This window comes from Serratia sp. GW822-FHT06E05, from assembly GCF_058799445.1.
In genome coordinates, this window is sequence record NZ_JBXALM010000009.1 from 184,638 (window position 1) to 203,464 (window position 18,827).

An 18,827-nucleotide genomic window follows, 5' to 3' on the forward strand; every position below is an offset into this window, starting at 1 on the left:
CGTCTCCGTAAATCATTCACCGGGCTGCTTCAAAGGAGCAACCAGGCGGGTTTCTGCCCGTCGCGGCCACCAACGGTGACCAATTGCGGAAAACATGGCGCCCGCTACCACGACGAAAGCGCCGACATAACCGACGACATTCAATGTCGGGGCGGCGAATACGTGTGGCCAGGCCAGCGCCAACAAATCTGAAAACAGCAGGGTAAACAGCGGGGTCAGCGTGATTAACGCACTCACCTGCGCCGCCTGCCAGCGCGCCATGGCTTCCGCCAGCGCACCATAGCCAATCAGCGTGTTGGCGCCACAGAACAGCAAACAGGCTAATTGCCAGCCGCTGAGCTGGAAAATCACCTCAGGCTTGGCCAGAGGGAATAGCGCGATCGCACATAAAGTGTACAACATTACCAGAATTTGCGGCGAGGCTAATCGACGTAGCAACACTTTCTGCGCCACGCCATAAGTCACCCAGACCATCGCCGCACACACGCCCAACAGCACCCCCAGGGTGTAATCCGTCAGGCGGGTGAAAATCTCAATCAGGCTGACATTGAAGAACAACAGCAGCCCGCAAATCAGCATCAGTGCGCCAATCACCTGGGTGATGCGCATCCGCTCTTTTAAAACCAGCACGCTGGCAAACATCATACCGACCGGCGACAGCTGGCCGATGACCTGCGATGCGGTCGGGCTAAGGTACTGCAACGAAGAGCTGAAGAAGATAAAATTCCCCAGCAGGCCCGCGGTGGCGATGGCCAAAATCAGCAGCCAGCGTGGTTGACGGAACATGGTCACCGGTGGCAATCTGCCGCGCACGGCCAAAATGATCCCCAGCCCCAGCGCCGCGATGGTAAATCGATACCAAACGACGGTAAACGGCTCCATCACTACCAGCACTTCTTTCATCGCAATCGGCAATGCACCCCAGCAAACTGCCGTAGTCACCGCCAGGAAAATGCCAATTCCGACCTGCTGTTTCGTTTCCATCTTACCTTTTGCCAGCGCTGACGGGCCGATGCACAAGCAGCCCATAAATGTAAAAAGCCCCGCAACGAGTTGCGGGGCTTACATCTATTTCGTAAGGCTCGAAAAATTATTCAGCTTCGATGCTGATGAATTTACGATTGCTCGGGCCTTTAACTTCGAATTTGACTTTACCGTCTTTCAAAGCAAACAGAGTGTGGTCTTTGCCGCAACCCACGTTGGTACCAGCGTGGAATTTAGTGCCGCGCTGACGAACGATGATGCTGCCTGCCAGTACTGCTTCGCCGCCAAAGCGTTTAACGCCCAGACGTTTAGCTTCTGAATCGCGACCGTTACGAGTCGAGCCGCCAGCCTTTTTGTGTGCCATTAATCTGCTCCCCTAACTTAAGCGCTGATGCCGGTGATTTTAACGTCAGTGAACCACTGACGGTGGCCCTGCTGCTTACGATGGTGCTTACGACGACGAAACTTAACAATCTTAATTTTCTCGCCACGACCGTGAGCAACGACTTCAGCTTTGATCTTACCGCCATCGACGAAAGGAACGCCGATTTTGATATCTTCGCCATTAGCAATCATCAGAATCTGGTCAAACTCAACAGCTTCACCAGTTGCGATGTCCAGCTTTTCCAAGCGAACGGTTTGACCTTCGCTTACTCGGTGTTGTTTACCACCACTTTGGAAAACCGCGTACATATAAAACTCCGCTTTCCGCGTGCCCAACTGTTCAGTACAGAGCGCGCTATAAATATTCACAATAGGGCGCGAATTCTACGCAATAATCCAGCATATGACAAGAGCAGAATAAGACCAGAAGTAGAAAAAAGAAGAAAAAAAGCACAGTTTCTTTCATGGCGTTTATCTGAGGCGTTTTTCAAGTACAATCAGTAGGACAGTTACCGCCATGTACCGATGTGAGCAGCGATCTCAACGCGGTGAAGAGAAACACAGCTGAAAAAAATACAATGAACCTAGAGCAAATTACCGAGTTAACCGCGCAAGATATGGCGGCCGTGAACGCAACAATTCTCGAACAGCTGAATTCCGATGTCACGCTCATCAATCAGCTTGGCTATTACATTATCAGTGGTGGCGGTAAACGCATCCGCCCGATGATCGCCGTTCTGGCGGCGCGGGCATTGCATTATCAGGGTGATAAACACATTACCGTCGCTGCGCTGATCGAATTCATTCATACCGCAACCCTGCTGCATGATGATGTGGTGGATGAATCCGATATGCGTCGCGGCAAGGCCACTGCCAATGCTGCCTTCGGCAATGCCGCCAGCGTATTGGTTGGCGACTTCATCTATACGCGGGCTTTCCAGATGATGACCAGCCTGGAATCGCTCCGTGTATTGGCGCTGATGTCCGAGGCGGTCAATGTGATTGCCGAAGGTGAAGTGCTGCAGTTAATGAACGTGAACGATCCGAACATTACCGAAGAAAGCTACATGCGGGTGATCTACAGCAAAACCGCACGCCTGTTCGAAGCGGCGGCACAATCTTCGGCGATCCTTTCGGACGCCAGCGAGGCAGAAGAAAAAGCGCTGCAGGATTACGGCCGCTATCTCGGCACCGCCTTCCAGCTGATCGACGACCTGCTCGATTACAGCGCCGACGGCAGCACCCTGGGTAAGAATACCGGTGACGATCTTAACGAGGGCAAACCGACGCTGCCCTTGCTGCATGCCATGCATAATAGTGAAGGCGAGCAGAAAGCCATGATCCGCGGCGCGATTGAACAGGGCAACGGTCGTCATTTGCTGGAGCCGGTTTTACAGGCCATGGAGCAATGCGGCTCGCTGGAATATACCCGCCAACGCGCTGAGGAAGAGGCCGACAAGGCGATTGCCGCACTGCAGGTGTTGCCGGAGTCTGCCCACCGTGCCGCGCTGGAAGGATTAGCCCATCTTGCGGTTCAACGCGATTTTTAAGAAATAACAAACGCCCTGCAGTTTCCACAGACCCGCGATGCGGGTCTGTTCATTTCCCCGGAAAGACACGCGCCAGTAGGCCACCAATCCCTTCTCGCATCAGGAAAGCCAACATCTTTTCGCGTTCGCTCTCCGTCAGGTGGTAGTAATACTCAATCCACACCGTCAGCGGATCCTTGCGTTCAACTTCATACAGCGCCGGTTCCTCTTTCAAGATCAGTAAATTGCGCGTACCGGTCGGCAAACTGTCAATGTGATACTCCAGCGCCTTTCCCTGTACGCCTTTGCGCCGGCGGCTGATCCAGCCTTCACGACGCGCCATCAAGTTTATTCCCTGTGGTGAGGAAGGTAACCCTGCCACGCCGGTCAATTCCTTGGCGGCAAACCACTCTTTTTTCATGGCCATGTTCTCTGGACAAAAGTAGGCGAAGATCTTTTTTAGGAAATTTATTGGATATTTTTTAAGAAATTTAGTGGTATCCTAGTTTCCGTATAAGCGTTTCATGTTGTTCAAACGATTAATCTTGACCTGTTAGTTATACCACTAACAGAACTTTCGCTAATCAAAAAAGGAATGCAAACATGAACTCAAGGAATAAGGATTGGCATCCGGCGGATATCATTGCGGCTTTACGTAAGAAGGGAACGACACTGGCGGCGGTGTCGCGCAAGGCAGGACTTAGCTCATCAACGCTGGCAAACGCACTGTCGCGTCCCTGGCCAAAAGGAGAATGGCTGATTGCCGAAACGCTCGATATACACCCTGCAGAAATCTGGCCGAGCCGCTATTTCGATCCCCATACCAATAACTTACTGGATCGAAAAGCCCGTATTCGGTCCTAGCTGCGGGCATAAAAAAACCGCCGGTACGTTGTCCGGCGGCCTATGCATACTCATGCACTGCTGGATGATCAGTTATTGATAAACTTTTCGCCCAGTTCGATATCTTTGTGCAGAACATCCAGCATGTCTTCCAACGCTTTCTGTTCGAACGCGCTCAGAGTGCCGATGTCTTTGCGTTCTTCAACGCCATTCTTACCCAGCACCAGCGGCTGCGCGAAGAAGCGAGCGTATTTGCCATCGCCTTCCACATAAGCACATTCCACCACGCCTTTTTCGCCTTGCAGCGCACGAACCAGAGACAGGCCGAAACGCGCCGCCGCCTGGCCCATAGACAGGGTTGCAGACCCGCCGCCGGCTTTGGCTTCAACCACTTCAGTACCCGCATTTTGGATACGCTTGGTCAGATCGGCCACTTCCTGATCGGTAAAGCTCACGCCAGGGATCTGCGACAGCAGCGGCAAAATGGTCACGCCAGAGTGTCCGCCGATAACCGGCACGTTCAGCTCTTCCGGCTGTTTGCCTTTCAGCTCAGCCACGAAGGTGTTGGAACGGATGATATCCAGCGAGGTCACGCCGAACAGTTTGTTCTTGTCATAAACACCGGCTTTCTTCAGCACTTCTGCCGCGATAGCCACGGTGGTGTTGACCGGGTTGGTGATAATGCCGATGCAGGCTTTCGGGCAGGTGGTTGCCACTTGCTGGATCAGATTACGCACGATACCTGCGTTCACGTTGAACAGATCTGAACGATCCATACCTGGTTTACGCGCAACGCCTGCAGAAATCAGCACCACGTCTGCACCGTGCAGAGCTGGAGTAGCGTCTTCGCCACTGAAGCCTTTGATTTTCACTGCGGTTGGGATGTGGCTTAAATCGACGGCAACGCCTGGGGTAACGGGGGCAATGTCGTAGAGAGAGAGTTCAGAACCTGAAGGAAGCTGGGTTTTGAGTAGAAGGGCGAGGGCCTGGCCGATACCGCCAGCAGCACCGAGAACTGCAACTTTCATCCTATACTCCTTTATTATCTTAAATATATAAAGCGCCGTGAATATGTTGGTTACGGACCTTAAATTATTACACCTTTAAAAACAATCTCTTAACAGTCTGTTTGAGAACTGGCGCAATAAAACAGCCGATGTCGCGCTCATTTTAGATTAAATAGCTTACGCATTAAGGGCATAGCGCACACTAATCAAAAATACTGCGAGGTTATTCACGAGCAAGTTAACCGGCGGTTACATTACACCCTTACACAACATCAGAACAACATCATTTTAATAACATTTTCTTTACCACCGCGGGCGGCATTTTCGGTCACCGAAAGGGCATATTCATGGGGTACGGATTTTGTTAAAATGCTGCCCTTTCCTCGTTGTCCGGGCATTGTTATTTTTTCCGGGCGTCCTTTTATTGCATAAAAATTCATTTATATGCATAATCATCACTTCTATTGTCAACATTCCACGGTGCAAAATGCGTAATCCCGCAAAGCAGGAAGATCTGATCAAGGCGTTTAAAGCGTTATTGAAAGAAGAAAAATTCAGTTCTCAAGGCGAGATTGTTTTGGCGCTGCAAGAAGAAGGCTTCGAAAACATCAACCAATCCAAAGTATCGCGCATGCTGACCAAGTTCGGCGCGGTGCGTACGCGCAATGCCAAAATGGAAATGGTGTATTGCCTTCCCGCTGAACTCGGCGTGCCGACCACCACCAGCCCGTTGAAGAATCTGGTGCTGGATGTCGATCATAACGATGCAGTTGTCGTGATCCACACCAGCCCCGGCGCCGCGCAGCTCATTGCTCGCCTGCTGGATTCTCTGGGCAAATCCGAAGGTATTCTCGGCACCATCGCCGGTGACGACACCATTTTCGTTACCCCAGCCAGCAGCTTTACCGCGCGCCAGCTGTACGAAGCCATCCTGACCCTGTTCGAACAGGAGCTGTGATGCATAACGCTAACAAAATGCGGCGAGCCGTTGCGTTTTGTTAGCGTTTCTTTAACCCCATCCTTACTTTTCCGCCGCCCCCTACCACTTTTAACGCCAGGTTTCTTTCTCTTCGCAACACATTTCAATGACATTTCCGCTTAGCTAGTGATAGCTACTGTGATCTTCCGCACTTTTGGTCAAAAGCACTTACCCTATTGAAATTACATAAATTTAACATCAAAAGATCGTTTTATAACCGCTTTTTATTCCATCTGGTTATAAAAGATAAGGATCGTCATAATAAAGTTTCACTAGAAACTGTTAGCGAACTATTAATTTTTGGCGTTACTAGATGTATACTCATTTCCGTGACGTAAATCACAGTTCATTGGAACTGATAAAAGAATACGAAAAGGTCAAATCATGAAAATTAAATCTACCATCGCAACCATGAGCGTTCTCTCCATGCTTTCTTTCGGCGCATTTGCAGCACAATCTGTTGATGCAAACCAGGCTGCAAAAATGCAATCTGCAGGCACCATTACCGTCAGCGGCGTTGCCGGCGCACCTTCAGATATCCGTCAGGCACTGTCTGAAAAGGCCGATGCCAAAGGGGCGACCGCTTACCGTGTAATCGAAGCACGCAACGAAGGTAACTTCCACGCGACAGCAGAAATTTACAAATAAGTACAAGGCGTTACCCGGCAACGGGCAATATAACTCTGGTACCGAGCACCACTGATAACAGCCTTCAAGTACAAAAATGCTGCAAAAGCCCTTCCAGGCGGTTATCACAACAGGACGCACTATCATGAACATGAAAACCACTCTCGCTGCACTTAGCCTGCTGTCTGTCGTTTCGTTCGGCGCTTCCGCCGCGACGTTAATCACTAACGACCAGGCCAATACGCTCCAGTCTGCCGGTACCATCACCGTCAGCGGCGTCACCGGCGCGCCTTCCGATATTCGCCAGGCCCTGTCTGACAAAGCCGATAAACAAGGCGCTAAAGCCTACCGCGTGATCGAAGCCTACGAAAACGGCAATTGGCACGCGACAGCCGAAATCTACAAATAACAATTCAGGGAACCCTGCTTACCGAACTGATTACCCTCGTCACTGCCACTGCCGAGTTCTATCGTAAGCACTGATTCCTTGAAGAAACTTCGTCGTCCTATCCGACGAACCCCGTTGCCCTCGCTCGCGAGGGCTTTTTTATGGGCAAAAGAAAAGGCCGCAAGCGGCCTTTTAGTTTTGCTTCAGTCACACTGAATCGACGATCAATAAGTCACTTTAGGTTCTGACTTGTGGGCCAATGCCTCCAGCAGACGGTCATGGATCCCACCGAAGCCGCCGTTACTCATCACCAAAATGTGGTCGCCAGGCTGGGCCGTTTTCACGATCATGTCCACCAGCGTGTCGAGATCGGCGCTCCAGTGGGCCGGCTGTACACAGGCTTCCGCGACTTCCGCCACCTGCCAGGGGATATGGTGCGGTTGGAACAGGAAGACCTCATCGGCACGGCCCAGAGACGGTGCCAAATCATTTTTGCTGATCCCCATTTTCATGGTGTTGGAGCGCGGCTCGAGCACAGCCAAAATGCGCGCGGTACCGCCAACCTTGCCGCGCAATGCGGCCAAGGTCGCCAGGATCGCCGTTGGGTGATGGGCAAAATCGTCATACACCGTAACGCCATGAGCTTCACCGCGCAGTTCCAGACGGCGGCGAGCATTGATAAACTCACCGAGCGCGCGACAGGCATCGGCTGGCAGCACACCAACGTGGCGCGTGGCGGCAATGGCCATCAAACCGTTATGCATGTTGTGTTCACCCACCAGCGACCACTTCACTTCGCCCACCTGTTCGCCGTCGAGGAACACCGCATAATGGCTGGCGTCCGGCGTTAATTTTTGAGCGCGCCATGCGCCCTCTTCCCCGACCAGCTCTTGCTCACTCCAACAGCCCATCGCCATCACCTGTTTCAGGTGGTTGTCGTTATCAGGCAAAATGATCTTGCCCTTGCCCGGCACCAGACGCACCAGATGGTGGAACTGTTTCTGGATCGCTTTCAGATCGTCGAAGATATCAGCGTGATCGAACTCCAGGTTATTCATGATCAGCGTACGCGGGCTGTAATGTACAAACTTGGAACGCTTGTCGAAGAAGGCGCAGTCATACTCATCGGCTTCGATCACAAAGAACGGGCTACCGCCCAGACGCGCGGAAACGTCAAAGTTGCCCGGAACGCCACCGATAACGAAGCCCGGTTGATAGCCGCAGGCTTCCAGGATCCAGGTTGCCATACCGGCGGTAGTGGTCTTGCCGTGCGTGCCGGCCACGGCCAGCACCCAGCGATCGCGCAGCACATAATCGTGCAGCCACTGCGGGCCGGAAACGTAAGGGATCCCCTGTTCCAGTACCGCTTCAACGCAAGGATTACCCCGCGTCATGGCGTTACCGATGATCACCAGATCCGGCGCCGGATCCAATTGAGCAGGATCGTAGCCCTGGATCAGGTCGATCCCTTCCTTCTCCAGCAGCGTGCTCATCGGCGGATAGACATTAGCGTCAGAGCCGGTCACCTCATGCCCTAGCGAACGAGCCAGCACCGCCAGCCCGCCCATAAAGGTGCCACAGATCCCAAGAATGTGAATGCGCATAGTTTTCTCATAGAGTACGTCGAATGTTGACTCATTCTAACGCTCAGAATCGTCCAGAAGAAATGGATTTGCCTATGAATAGCGTTCATCTTTGGGCTACACTGCTCGCGAATACGTTGGCGGTTTGTTAACAAACCGCTACCCATCCGTAGATTCAGGGATTGTGTCATGAAAACGTTAGGCGAATTTATCGTCGAGAAACAGCACGACTTCTCACACGCCACCGGCGAGCTGACTGCGCTACTTTCTGCAATTAAACTGGGCGCCAAAATCATCCACCGCGATATCAACAAAGCGGGTCTGGTGGATATTCTGGGCACCAGCGGCGTTTCCAATGTACAGGGCGAAGTTCAGATGAAACTGGACCTGTACGCGAATGAAAAGCTGAAAGCAGCATTGAAAGCGCGCGGTGAAGTTGCGGGTATCGCTTCTGAAGAAGAAGATGAAATCGTGATATTCGACGGCGAGCGGGCTGAAAATGCCAAGTATGTGGTGCTGATGGATCCGTTGGACGGTTCGTCCAACATCGATGTCAACGTCTCGGTCGGTACGATTTTCTCTATCTATCGTCGCATTACCCCGGTCGGTACGCCAGTGACCGAAGAAGACTTCCTGCAGCCAGGCAGCGCACAGGTCGCCGCAGGCTACGTGGTTTACGGTTCATCCACCATGCTGGTGTACACCACCGGTTATGGCGTGCATGCCTTTACCTACGATCCTTCTCTGGGCGTGTTCTGCCTCTCCCACGAGAAAGTCCGCTTCCCGGCCAGCGGCAATATGTATTCCATCAACGAAGGTAACTACATCAAGTTCCCGCGCGGCGTGAAGAAATACATCAAATATTGTCAGGAACAGGACGAAGCTACGCAACGCCCTTATACCTCACGCTACATCGGTTCACTGGTTGCCGACTTCCACCGCAACCTGCTGAAAGGCGGCATCTACATTTATCCAAGCACCGCCAGCCACCCGCAAGGCAAGCTGCGCCTGCTGTATGAATGCAACCCGATGGCGTTCCTGGCGGAACAGGCCGGCGGTAAAGCCAGCGACGGTAAAAACCGTATTCTGGACATCACCCCGGTGAAACTGCACCAGCGCGCACCGTTCTTTGTCGGCACCAAATCCATGGTGGAAGACGCAGAGCGCTTTATCGCTGAGAACCCGGACGAATAACGAGTTCGATGTGGGGGACGGCACGCCGTCCCCGGCATTATAATTTGAACGCTGCCATGCTCTGCGCCAACAACTGCGCCTGATCCTCCAGCGAGCGCGTCGCCGCCGCAGACTCTTCGACCAAGGCCGCATTCTGTTGCGCCACCTGATCCATCTGCGCCACCGCCAGGTTTACCTGCTCAATACCGCTGCTTTGCTCACGCGTAGCCGCAGAGATTTCCCGCATCAGCGCCGTCACCCGGCCCACTTCACCGGTAATGCCGTTCATGGTTTTCGCCGCCGAACCGGCCATTTGTTCGCCTTCCTGCACCCGATTCTGCGACGCTTCAATCAACCCTTTGATCTCTTTCGCTGACTGCGCACTGCGCTGAGCCAGGCTGCGAACCTCACCGGCCACCACGGCAAAACCACGCCCTTGTTCACCGGCACGTGCCGCTTCCACCGCCGCATTCAACGCCAGAATGTTGGTCTGGAAGGCAATGCCGTCCATCACGCTGATGATATCGGCAATGCGGCGTGAGCTGTCGGTGATCGCCTGCATCTTGTCCATGACCTGACTGACCACTTCACTGCCTTGGTTGGCAATATCGGATACGCTCAGCGCCAGTTGATTCGCCTGTTCGCAGTTCTCGGCGTTCATCTTCACCGTCGAGGTCAGCTGTTCCATGCTGGCGGCGGTTTCTTCCAGAGAAGCGGCTGATTCTTCGGTACGCTGCGCAAGATGCAGGTTGCCGGCAGCCAGTTCGCGTGAACCGGTATCGATTTGGCTGCTGGCATCGCGCACCTTGCTGACCGAACTGACCAAGGCCTGCTGCATCCGCTGCATCGCACGCACCAGACGGCCCATCTCGGTCTCGCCTTCGCCGGTGATGCGGTGCGTCAGGTCACCGCTGGCGATATGTTCCAACTGGGCGATTGACTCATCGAGCGGACGCAGGATAATCACCCGCAGGGCAAACCAGGCCAGTAGCGCCAGCAAAATGCTGAGCAGGCCGGCAATCACGATCAGCGTAATTTTAGTGCTGGCATTGCTTTCCGCTTCATTCACCCGCTGCTGGCCAATCTTCATGGCGAAGCTGCGGAAGTCGCTGAGGTCCTTTTCAAAAGCGATGCTCAACGCGGAAATTTTTGTTTCCTGAATGTCGTAGTAATCATCAACTTTGCCGGCCTTGATGGCATCGGCCATCGGCCCAACGCCCTGTTCCAGATAGGCGCGGTAGCTATTTTGCAAACGACCGGACAGCTCGCGTCCACGTTCGGTAACAGTGCCGACGCTGACAAAACGCGCCATTTCCTGCTTCGATTGCGCAAGGTAGTCATAGATACGGCCCACCGTAGCATCTGAAACCTCAATCTGGCCGATTTCCCGTTGGCGTACCGCCAGTGAGGCAGCGGTTCTGGCGCGCAGCGTCAGGTTGGAACTGCTGGCCAGCGACCCCAACTCTTCCCCCAGGATTTGATTCAGGGTGTGTAACGAGCGCGATCCTTCGTTAATCGCGTTGACGCCAATCGTGCTGACCATAATCAACAGCAGCGTCATCAGGCTCAACAGGGCAATCAGCCCGGCCTTGACCGTAATCTTTTTTAGCATGAGTTCTTCCCGGCTTCAGAAATAGTGAGATCTTACGTAGAGGAGGTAAAACGCGGAGCCAGACTTCGCCGACTCATTATTATTTGATGAAGTTATCGGCAACCCTCGAGAAAACTTAACGCCGTGGGAGGATTTATCTGGAAATTCGATGGATGGCTCTGCGCCGGGGCGGGGATGATGAAAAGGGCAGGAAATCGCAAAAGAGTCCGCTATAATAGCCGCCACTCCATTTCTGGTTTGATTAAAGGAAACCGACATGAGCTTGAACCTGGTCCCTGCTGGCAAAGACCTGCCGGAAGACATCTACGTTGTTATCGAAATCCCGGCAAACGCCGATCCGATCAAATATGAAATCGACAAGGACACCGGTGCGCTGTTCGTTGACCGTTTCATGTCCACCGCGATGTTCTACCCGTGCAACTACGGTTACATCAACCACACCCTGTCTCTGGACGGTGACCCGGTTGACGTGCTGGTGCCAACCCCATACCCACTGCAGCCTGGTTCTGTGATCCGCTGCCGTCCGGTTGGCGTGTTGAAGATGTCCGACGAAGCCGGCGAAGATGCGAAACTGGTTGCCGTACCGCACAGCAAGCTGACCAAAGAGTACGATCACATCAAAGACGTGAACGACCTGCCGGAACTGCTGCGTGCCCAGATCGCTCACTTCTTCGAGCACTACAAAGATCTGGAAAAAGGCAAATGGGTGAAAGTGGAAGGCTGGGCAGATGCTGCCGCTGCCAAAGCTGAAATCGTTGCTTCTTTCGAGCGTGCCGCCAAGAAGTAATTCTTGCCCGCCGTCCGATAAAAAAACACCGCTCAGTGAGCGGTGTTTTTTTTTACTTTTCGTCGAGACGCTTCAGCCAGTCGCCGCTGTTAATTCGCGGGTAACCGTCCACACTGTGTTTATACAGATAGATCCACGCACTCCCATAAGGCGTCTGAATCAGCTCGCGCTTATAGTCCTTGGTGTTGCTTTTCAGTTCGTCCAGCTCAGCCAAAATCGATGAGTTGATGCGGTACACTTCACAATGTACCGTGCCCTCTCCAGGGATCGCCGCCGGGTAATGGCCCAGATTATAAATCTGATAGCCTTCGAGCTCATGCTCGCCGAGCCATTGGGCGTTGGTCATCCAATGGCTGTTTCCCTGTTTGCGTCGTAAACTGCCGTAGACAATTATTCGCATCGCTAAAACTCAAACTGATAGAGCAAATCTAATGCCTGGTCGAGACCAGACACCGCTTCCAGATACAATTTAGGCATCAGGCGGTAACGCAACGTCAACGTAGCCAGCGAGTCGAAAATACCCACCCCATATTTTACTTGTAAGCCTGGGAGAACATAACCGCTCACGACAACCTGGGAACTGTCGCCGACACCCTGAGTATCCAGGGCCAAATTGCTTACGCCAAACGCCTCGCCGATTTTACCCACAAGTTGACCACTTTGTGCAACCCCCATCCCAATTAACATTGAGGTCATTGCGTTACCATCGGCGCCGGAACTGCCCAATCCCTGCCCGCGCAGCAGATAAGACAGCGCTTCCTGCTGAGATTTGGCCGGATCCGAGAACACTTCCAGCTTGGGTGCATCCGCCAACCCGGTAACGCGTACCCCAGCGGTGACGTCGTCTTCGGTCGATTCAGGATTACGGATGGCTTCAATATTAAGCAGCGGCTGATCCGGCGGCCCTGAGAACATCAGTTGGCCCTTGCGGACGATCAAATCCTGACCATAAGCATGGAAGCGACCGGAAGGGATGTCAATCTGGCCGTTCAGGCCCAGGCCATTCTTGTCCTGCACTACTTTCAGATCGCCCTTCAAGCGGGCTTTTAAGCCAAAGGCATCCAGCCGCACATCGTTACCCACGTGGATCATCAGGTTGCTGTTGATCGGGATCCCTGCGGTTTTCGGCTGTATCGGTTTCAGTTGGTCGTCCAGCATCACTTCGTCGGAAGAGACGCCCACCGCACTTTCCGGCAACTCCTGCACCGTAATGCGCGCCCACGGAATATCTACCGAACCATTGAGCGAGAACAGCTGCGGCGTGGCTTCAAACACCAGATCGGGTGAAACGTCGATGCGGATCATCGGCGGCACCGTCACCCGCAGCTTATCGCCCTTGGCGGCGATACGTGCGCGCCAGGCGTTGATGTCGCGCCAGTCAGCATCGCCCGACAGGTTAAGCTGTCCGCGCGTGGTGCTGACCAGCCCTTCCATGGTCGAGGTCATGCCGTCAAAGTTCATCACCAGGCGGCCGTCCGTCATATCAAACGGCATCCAGTGACCATCTATATCAACCTTATCCAACGCCATCCGGCCATAAACCAGAGGCTTCTGCGCACTGCCACCCAGGCGCAGATTGGCATTCAGCATGCCCGCGGCCTTCTCCCCCTTCATCAACGCCGGATTGATCATCGCCAGCGAGATATTGGTGATATTGACGTTGCCGCTGATAATGCGTCGTACCTGTGGATCGGCAACCTGTACGTTACCGTCAAATTGGCCATTATTGGTCAACTTGATCAACCAGTCGGCCTGCGCACGACCGTTGGACAGGCCGGCATTAAGATTCAGCCGATCAAAGGCGATCGGCAACGCGTTGCCCTGCACTTGCTGAACCACCTTCACGCCGTTACCCACCAGGGAAACTTTCGCGTCCGGCAGCGCACCGCCCGGTTTCCAGCTTACGTCCGCCCGCCCGGTGAACACGCCGCTCAAAGCGGTCTCCGGACCGAGGAAAGGTTTGATCATCGCCAGATCAAAGCGGTTCAATACCACGCTGGCCTGGCCACTCTGGCCTGCTTCGATGGTCTTGGGTACGCACAGTTCGGCGTTCGGGTTCTGCCAGCAGTGCGGTCCAATACTGATTTTCTGCGCGGTATTCAGGTAATCCAGCGCAATGGCGCGAGTTAAGCGCCATTCGCCCACCGGGGTATCGAAACGGGTATTGTTCAGGTTGCCGCGCCAGCGCTGCTGTTGGCGATCGAAACTGCCCTGCAGCGCCAACTGACCGGATACCGGCTTGCCGTCAATTTTCAACTGCAGCTGATGCTGCTTCTCACTGCCTTTGGCATCCAGTGTCAGCAGGCTGATATCCAGCGCATCCTGCTTAAGTTGCTCAACGCGTACCGCCAACTGACCCTGGATCTGATCGCTGGAACGCACGTCGCCGTCAATCTTCACCCGGTTGATGCGCAGCGCCTGCCACTGCAGGCCGGAAGCGGTCAGGTCGGCCAGCAACTGAGGCGCTTGCAGATTGCCCCGTAGCTTCAGCAAGCCTTTCGCCGTACCGCCCAGCCCTGGCAGAGCGCCGTCCAGACGTGGCGCGTCAATATTCGCATCCAGGTTCCAGCTTTTCTCGTCCAGTTGGCCCTTAACGTTCAGTTGGTTGCGTCCCAGCGTCAGATCGATGCCCGGGATTTTCCACTGACCGGCAGCATTGCCGCTAAGCGTGCCACGTGCAGTGACTTTGTTTTGCTTCACGTTACCATCGAGCTGCAGCACCGGCACCTGCAATTGCCAACTGCCGCCGTGCAGGCTGCCACGCGTAGTGATTTTACCGTCCAACTTCGCCGGCCATTCCGGCCACTGCTTGGCGGTATTGATGCCGCTCAGCGTCAGCTGTGAATTCCAACTGATGGCCTTGCTCCAGTCCACCAGCGCCGTCAAATCGGTATTGCCCTGCAAGGCCGCCAACCGCAGGCGATCCAGTTTGAACTGTTCAACGCTACCTTTACCGTCCAGCGTCAGCACCGCCGGCGGGAGATCCTGCCCCTTGATATTAGCCCGGGTCGACAAGGCATAATCAGTCGCCTTGCCATTGAAACGCAGGCGGAAATCGTTGACCTGATACTGAGCTTCGCCGCTCAGCGGCCATTTCAGCTGTTTGCTTTGCAGCGTCAGTGCCAGCGGTAAACCCACTTCGGCCAATTGGGTCTGTACATCAAGCTGCGCACCGACCGGTCCGGAGAGGTTCAGCGCCACTTTAAGTTCTTCGCGCAGCCCACCGCCGACGTTCAGTTTGACCTTTTCCCCTTTCAGCGGCTCGATATTCAGCGTGCTGTTAGCCACCATTTCCACCGGCCAACTGCCGGTCAGCGTCGCCTGCCCTTGCGCAGACAACGTGCCCTGCGGGGATTTCACATCGAAATTGTCCAGCTTGATATGCTGATCCTGGGTGCTGGCCTGCAGCAACAGGCTGGTAATCAACACCTCGGTATCACCGGTCAAGCGCAGTTGTTCCCCGCTGATCTCCTTAACCGTGATGTCCAACGGCAGGCGGATTTCCGGCAGATCCGGCAGCAGCGGCTTGGCGAACAGCTCTTTCAACGTTTCGCCCAGTGGCTTCTCTTCCGGCACCGGTGCCGGTTTCGCCGCCTTGTCGACCTGTTCACCCACTTTTTTCGCAACCTCGACAGCCGGCTGTATCGCCTCCGGCAACGGGTTCTGCGGTGTTTTCGGCAGTGCAATCAACAGGCCGCTGATTTTGGTGGGCAGCAAGGTCAACGCACGCTCTTGCCACTGCGCTCCGGTACGGAATTCACCAAGAGAGATTGCCGTGTCGTCTACGCTGACCTTAACGTTATTCAGCGTCAGCATACGCAAGGTAATAGGGTACGGCGTGCTCAGATTAGTGGTCGGCTCGCTGGTCTCTTCCACCGGCGCAGACGGCGTCATTTCTTTGGTTTTCACCACCACGTCGACGTCCTGCGCGGTCAGCGCATTGACGCACAGCGAACTGTTTTTAAAGCAGGCCAGATCGAGTGACAGATGGAATTGTCCGGCATTCACCGTGACGCCCGGCATCTGATACTTCACGCCTTTTAGCGTCAGATCACGCCAGCCACCGCTCACGCTGGCAATATCCAACCCCGGCACCCATCGAGCAGCAGCGTTGAGGGTCATATGCAAACCACTGGTGGTACCGAGCAAGTACGCCACCGCCCCGACCAGCAACAGCAAGACAATCAGGAAACCAAAGCAAATCTTTTTTATCAGGCTCATAGTTCAGGCCCCAAACCGATGTAGAACTGCATCCCGTGGGTGTCCTTGTCCCCCACGGGCGCGGCGATATCCAGCTTCACTGGCCCTACCGGCGACTGCCAGCGTACGCCTACACCGGCGCCAGTTTTGAAGTTGCTCTGCTTGATATCGTTCACCGCTTCACCGGAATCGACGAACATCGCCCCCCACCATTTACCGGTAACGTTGTATTGATATTCCAGCGAGCCAGTCAGCATTTTGGAGGCACCGGTCAACTTGCCGTCATCGTTGCGGGGGGAAATGTCTTTGTACTTGTAGCCACGGATGCTGCGATCGCCACCGGCAAAGAATCGCAGGTCTGGCGGCACTTTGTCGAAGTCGTTGGTCTCGATCCACCCCACCTGCCCGCGCGCCACGAACCGGTGCTTATCGGCCAGGGTGCGGATCCAGACGTTCTGCGCCTGCATCAACGCGAAGTCCACGCCTGATCCCCAGGTGGTGTCGGAAACGTCGATGGAGTAGCGTTGGCTATCGCCCCAGGTCGGCATCAGACCTCCGCGCGAGCGGGTGCGGTTGAGGCTGACGCCAGGGTAAAGCAGCATGGTGGTATTGCTGACGTTACCCTGGGTAAAGTTATCCCAGCGCCAGGTCAGGTTAATAGCCCGCTGCCAGCCGCTGGAGAGATCCCAGTTGCGCGAGGCCACCACTTTGGAGGTTACGGACTTGGTATCGTTGAGATCGACGTTCTTGAGCCCGCCCTGCAGCAGGTAATACTGCTCCAGCGGATTCTTCAGCAACGGGATCTTATAGGTCAGATCGAGCTGCTGCTCCGGGGCCGAAATACTGGCGCTGGTTTCCAGACTGTGGCCGCGATCGTTAAGCCAGGGCTTCTTCCATGTGCCTTTAACGCGGGGGCCAACGTCGGTGGAGTAACCGACACCGGTTTCGATGGTGTTGCGAGTGCGTGGTGACACCAACGCATCTAGCGGCAAAATCTTGTTCTCTTTGGCATCTTTGAAATCAGGGGAGACCACCACCGAGTTAAACCAGTTAGTGGCGGACAAACGGCGGTTCAGTTCGGCCAGGTCTTCCGAAGTGTAATAATCCCCCTGATGAAAGGGCACCAGATTTTGCAGATAGTCTTCACGAATTTGCGAACCGGTAAACTTCACCTGGCCGAAGCGGTAACGCTGCCCGCTGTCGAAGTCGATGTCCCAATAGGCCTTATGCAGATCCTCCGCCACGCCGAGCTGGCTTTTGGTCATATCGGCATCGAAATAACCTTTGCGCAGCGCCAGGCCGGTCAGTGAACCTTTAAAACTGTCGTATTTACCGTGATTAAGGATCTCACCTATCGTCGGTTTGCCTTTTTTGACCAACGACAGATAGTCTTCATCGGTTTTCGCACCGCCTTCCAGCGCGATATTGGCCCCGGCAATGCGCACCGGTTCACCCGGATTGACCTTGGCGTGCAGCACCGGCCGCGCCAGCCCTGGCCGATCGTCCAACGTAAATTCGATGGTAGGCTGATAATAGCCAAGCGCTCTCAGCCCCTGACGAACAGCTTCATCCACGCGTGCGCGGAAACGGCCATCAGTACCGACCTCTTCCGGAGTGATGGAAGACAGGCGTACCCGGACGTTTTTTTCCAGTTCCCCGCTAAGTCCTTCAACCTGCAGCCGCACATTCGCCGAAAACGCCGCAGGCGTCGCGAGCAGCGCACACAAAAAGCACAGGGCACGGTATCGTGGCACGCGTTCTCCTTAATTTATTTTACTTTCCTGTTATAACACGCACTCTGGTGCCAGGGCATACTCCGCGCTATCAAGACGGCAGCCCTTTCAGCCTTATTCCAGACGCGACATATTACGATTTTACTGCCGCAGTAAACTGGCGCATTCTTAGCTTTTGGCGCTCTAAATACTGCGTTAATCTGATTCATAATCTGAATATGTAGCTTATTGTGGGCAAAGTTGCGGTTAGATACAACCGAACTGCCGTGTCTTAGGTCAATTCTTACTGTGACAACAGGAGTCAACCGTGGTGCCATTTTTTGATAAAACACAAACCGTCGACAAGGCGAACGCACTGCCTGGCCGCACGACGCCCATGCCGGTTGCCACGCTCAACGTGGTCACTCACCATTCAATGACCCAGGTGCCGGAAGGCATGGAAGTGGCTATCTTCGCCATGGGATGCTTCTGGGGTGTGGAGCGCCTGTTCTGGCAGCAGCAGGGCGTGTACAGCACGGCGGCAGGCTACAGCGGCGGTTTTACGCCAAACCCAACCTACCGCGAAGTGTGCAGCGGCCAGACCGGTCATACTGAAGTGGTGCGGGTGGTATTCGATCCGAAAATCATCAGCTATAAGCAGCTGCTGCAGGTGTTCTGGGAGAACCACGATCCGGCGCAGGGCATGCGTCAGGGTGGCGACGTCGGCACTCAGTATCGCTCAGCAATTTATACGCTGACGCCGGAACAGCAGACCGCAGCCGAAAGCAGTCTGAAGCGTTTCCAGCAGGCCATGAACGAGGCGGGCGACCAACGCACCATCACCACCGAAGTGGTGCCAGCGCTGCCGTTTTACTATGCCGAGGATGACCATCAGCAGTATCTGTACAAGAATCCTGAAGGCTACTGCGGCCTGGGCGGCATCGGCGTTTGTTTGCCACCCCAGGGCTAAACCCTTGGTCAGCGGTAATTTTTTAACCGCTGGCGGCCCCTGTAGGGCT

General features: G+C 54.5%; 19 protein-coding genes. 8 read left to right on the forward strand and 11 right to left on the reverse strand.

The genetic code is table 11. The features are described from left to right. Positions 1 to 12: 12 nt before the first annotated feature. The 3 genes from AC1RKC_RS19490 to rplU form a co-directional block, all read right to left on the reverse strand. Positions 13 to 984: a DMT family transporter gene (locus tag AC1RKC_RS19490; RefSeq protein ID WP_041415179.1), complete on the reverse strand. Its 972-nt coding sequence runs from the start codon at positions 982 to 984 to the stop codon at positions 13 to 15. 106 nt (positions 985 to 1,090) lie between these two features. Beyond that, positions 1,091 to 1,348: a 50S ribosomal protein L27 gene (gene rpmA, locus AC1RKC_RS19495; protein WP_004933559.1), complete on the reverse strand. Its 258-nt coding sequence runs from the start codon at positions 1,346 to 1,348 to the stop codon at positions 1,091 to 1,093. 17 nt (positions 1,349 to 1,365) lie between these two features. Continuing rightward, positions 1,366 to 1,677, reverse strand: coding sequence for a 50S ribosomal protein L21 (rplU, locus tag AC1RKC_RS19500; protein ID WP_004933561.1), 312 nt, complete (start codon positions 1,675 to 1,677; stop codon positions 1,366 to 1,368). Positions 1,678 to 1,946: 269 nt separating this feature from the next. On the opposite strand from rplU, the gene ispB reads away from it, so the two are divergent. After that, entirely contained in the window at positions 1,947 to 2,918 is a 972-nt protein-coding gene (gene ispB, locus AC1RKC_RS19505) for an octaprenyl diphosphate synthase (protein WP_046374652.1), read from the forward strand. Positions 2,919 to 2,967: 49 nt separating this feature from the next. Here ispB and AC1RKC_RS19510 read toward each other — a convergent pair whose 3' ends face one another. After that, positions 2,968 to 3,318, reverse strand: a complete 351-nt coding sequence (locus AC1RKC_RS19510; protein WP_048762812.1) for a DNA-binding protein — start codon at positions 3,316 to 3,318, stop codon at positions 2,968 to 2,970. Positions 3,319 to 3,500: 182 nt separating this feature from the next. On the opposite strand from AC1RKC_RS19510, the gene AC1RKC_RS19515 reads away from it, so the two are divergent. Further along, positions 3,501 to 3,761 (forward strand): helix-turn-helix domain-containing protein, encoded by a 261-nt coding sequence (locus AC1RKC_RS19515; protein WP_020824939.1) that lies wholly within the window; start codon positions 3,501 to 3,503, stop codon positions 3,759 to 3,761. A gap of 68 nt (positions 3,762 to 3,829) precedes the next feature. Here the strand turns inward: AC1RKC_RS19515 and mdh are convergent, their stop codons facing one another. Next, entirely contained in the window at positions 3,830 to 4,768 is a 939-nt protein-coding gene (gene mdh / locus AC1RKC_RS19520; RefSeq protein WP_174354051.1) for a malate dehydrogenase, read from the reverse strand. Between the two features lie 251 nt (positions 4,769 to 5,019). Next, the gene (locus AC1RKC_RS19525; protein WP_169534188.1) at positions 5,020 to 5,187 is read right to left on the reverse strand and encodes a hypothetical protein; all 168 of its coding nucleotides are present in this window, start codon (positions 5,185 to 5,187) and stop codon (positions 5,020 to 5,022) included. 47 nt (positions 5,188 to 5,234) lie between these two features. Here AC1RKC_RS19525 and argR point away from each other — a divergent pair, with 47 nt between their 5' ends. The 3 genes from argR to yhcN (AC1RKC_RS19540) all read left to right on the forward strand — a co-directional run bounded on the left by argR (position 5,235) and on the right by yhcN (AC1RKC_RS19540) (position 6,762). Continuing rightward, a complete protein-coding gene (gene argR / locus AC1RKC_RS19530) occupies positions 5,235 to 5,705 on the forward strand; it encodes a transcriptional regulator ArgR (RefSeq protein WP_020824937.1) in 471 nt (156 codons plus the stop codon). Positions 5,706 to 6,110: 405 nt separating this feature from the next. Beyond that, on the forward strand, positions 6,111 to 6,374 hold the full coding sequence (gene yhcN / locus AC1RKC_RS19535; RefSeq protein WP_048762811.1) for a peroxide/acid stress response protein YhcN: 264 nt from the start codon (positions 6,111 to 6,113) through the stop codon (positions 6,372 to 6,374). 124 nt (positions 6,375 to 6,498) lie between these two features. Further along, positions 6,499 to 6,762, forward strand: coding sequence for a peroxide/acid stress response protein YhcN (gene yhcN / locus AC1RKC_RS19540; protein ID WP_020824935.1), 264 nt, complete (start codon positions 6,499 to 6,501; stop codon positions 6,760 to 6,762). A 203-nt stretch (positions 6,763 to 6,965) separates the two neighbouring features. Here the strand turns inward: yhcN (AC1RKC_RS19540) and mpl are convergent, their stop codons facing one another. Next, entirely contained in the window at positions 6,966 to 8,345 is a 1,380-nt protein-coding gene (gene mpl, locus AC1RKC_RS19545) for a UDP-N-acetylmuramate:L-alanyl-gamma-D-glutamyl-meso-diaminopimelate ligase (protein WP_020824934.1), read from the reverse strand. Between the two features lie 168 nt (positions 8,346 to 8,513). Here mpl and fbp point away from each other — a divergent pair, with 168 nt between their 5' ends. Further along, a complete protein-coding gene (gene fbp / locus AC1RKC_RS19550) occupies positions 8,514 to 9,518 on the forward strand; it encodes a class 1 fructose-bisphosphatase (protein WP_020824933.1) in 1,005 nt (334 codons plus the stop codon). A 37-nt stretch (positions 9,519 to 9,555) separates the two neighbouring features. Here fbp and AC1RKC_RS19555 read toward each other — a convergent pair whose 3' ends face one another. After that, on the reverse strand, positions 9,556 to 11,109 hold the full coding sequence (locus AC1RKC_RS19555; protein ID WP_020824932.1) for a methyl-accepting chemotaxis protein: 1,554 nt from the start codon (positions 11,107 to 11,109) through the stop codon (positions 9,556 to 9,558). A 256-nt stretch (positions 11,110 to 11,365) separates the two neighbouring features. Here AC1RKC_RS19555 and ppa point away from each other — a divergent pair, with 256 nt between their 5' ends. Next, positions 11,366 to 11,896, forward strand: a complete 531-nt coding sequence (gene ppa / locus AC1RKC_RS19560) for an inorganic diphosphatase (RefSeq protein ID WP_004952787.1) — start codon at positions 11,366 to 11,368, stop codon at positions 11,894 to 11,896. A 52-nt stretch (positions 11,897 to 11,948) separates the two neighbouring features. Here ppa and AC1RKC_RS19565 read toward each other — a convergent pair whose 3' ends face one another. From AC1RKC_RS19565 to tamA, 3 genes are read right to left on the reverse strand one after another with little or no spacing between them, the layout of a single operon-like run. Beyond that, positions 11,949 to 12,296 (reverse strand): gamma-glutamylcyclotransferase family protein, encoded by a 348-nt coding sequence (locus tag AC1RKC_RS19565; RefSeq protein WP_006317485.1) that lies wholly within the window; start codon positions 12,294 to 12,296, stop codon positions 11,949 to 11,951. A 2-nt stretch (positions 12,297 to 12,298) separates the two neighbouring features. Then, positions 12,299 to 16,117 (reverse strand): autotransporter assembly complex protein TamB, encoded by a 3,819-nt coding sequence (tamB, locus tag AC1RKC_RS19570; RefSeq protein WP_493092683.1) that lies wholly within the window; start codon positions 16,115 to 16,117, stop codon positions 12,299 to 12,301. Then, positions 16,114 to 17,850 (reverse strand): autotransporter assembly complex protein TamA, encoded by a 1,737-nt coding sequence (tamA, locus tag AC1RKC_RS19575; RefSeq protein ID WP_046374655.1) that lies wholly within the window; start codon positions 17,848 to 17,850, stop codon positions 16,114 to 16,116. The genes tamB and tamA overlap by 4 nt, the downstream gene beginning before the upstream one ends. 286 nt (positions 17,851 to 18,136) lie before the next feature. Between tamA and msrA the strand changes: the two genes are divergently transcribed. Then, a complete protein-coding gene (msrA, locus tag AC1RKC_RS19580) occupies positions 18,137 to 18,778 on the forward strand; it encodes a peptide-methionine (S)-S-oxide reductase MsrA (RefSeq protein ID WP_020824928.1) in 642 nt (213 codons plus the stop codon). Positions 18,779 to 18,827 lie beyond the last annotated feature (49 nt).

Bases quoted from the DNA above. Each gene is read 5' to 3' on its own strand.
- AC1RKC_RS19490 (WP_041415179.1), bottom strand. From the start codon at position 984: ATGGAAACGAAACAGCAGGTCGGAATTGGCATTTTCCTGGCGGTGACT.
- rpmA (WP_004933559.1), bottom strand. From the start codon at position 1,348: ATGGCACACAAAAAGGCTGGCGGCTCGACTCGTAACGGTCGCGATTCA.
- rplU (WP_004933561.1), bottom strand. From the start codon at position 1,677: ATGTACGCGGTTTTCCAAAGTGGTGGTAAACAACACCGAGTAAGCGAA.
- ispB (WP_046374652.1), top strand. From the start codon at position 1,947: ATGAACCTAGAGCAAATTACCGAGTTAACCGCGCAAGATATGGCGGCC.
- AC1RKC_RS19510 (WP_048762812.1), bottom strand. From the start codon at position 3,318: ATGAAAAAAGAGTGGTTTGCCGCCAAGGAATTGACCGGCGTGGCAGGG.
- AC1RKC_RS19515 (WP_020824939.1), top strand. From the start codon at position 3,501: ATGAACTCAAGGAATAAGGATTGGCATCCGGCGGATATCATTGCGGCT.
- mdh (WP_174354051.1), bottom strand. From the start codon at position 4,768: ATGAAAGTTGCAGTTCTCGGTGCTGCTGGCGGTATCGGCCAGGCCCTC.
- AC1RKC_RS19525 (WP_169534188.1), bottom strand. From the start codon at position 5,187: ATGAATTTTTATGCAATAAAAGGACGCCCGGAAAAAATAACAATGCCC.
- argR (WP_020824937.1), top strand. From the start codon at position 5,235: ATGCGTAATCCCGCAAAGCAGGAAGATCTGATCAAGGCGTTTAAAGCG.
- yhcN (WP_048762811.1), top strand. From the start codon at position 6,111: ATGAAAATTAAATCTACCATCGCAACCATGAGCGTTCTCTCCATGCTT.
- yhcN (WP_020824935.1), top strand. From the start codon at position 6,499: ATGAACATGAAAACCACTCTCGCTGCACTTAGCCTGCTGTCTGTCGTT.
- mpl (WP_020824934.1), bottom strand. From the start codon at position 8,345: ATGCGCATTCACATTCTTGGGATCTGTGGCACCTTTATGGGCGGGCTG.
- fbp (WP_020824933.1), top strand. From the start codon at position 8,514: ATGAAAACGTTAGGCGAATTTATCGTCGAGAAACAGCACGACTTCTCA.
- AC1RKC_RS19555 (WP_020824932.1), bottom strand. From the start codon at position 11,109: ATGCTAAAAAAGATTACGGTCAAGGCCGGGCTGATTGCCCTGTTGAGC.
- ppa (WP_004952787.1), top strand. From the start codon at position 11,366: ATGAGCTTGAACCTGGTCCCTGCTGGCAAAGACCTGCCGGAAGACATC.
- AC1RKC_RS19565 (WP_006317485.1), bottom strand. From the start codon at position 12,296: ATGCGAATAATTGTCTACGGCAGTTTACGACGCAAACAGGGAAACAGC.
- tamB (WP_493092683.1), bottom strand. From the start codon at position 16,117: ATGAGCCTGATAAAAAAGATTTGCTTTGGTTTCCTGATTGTCTTGCTG.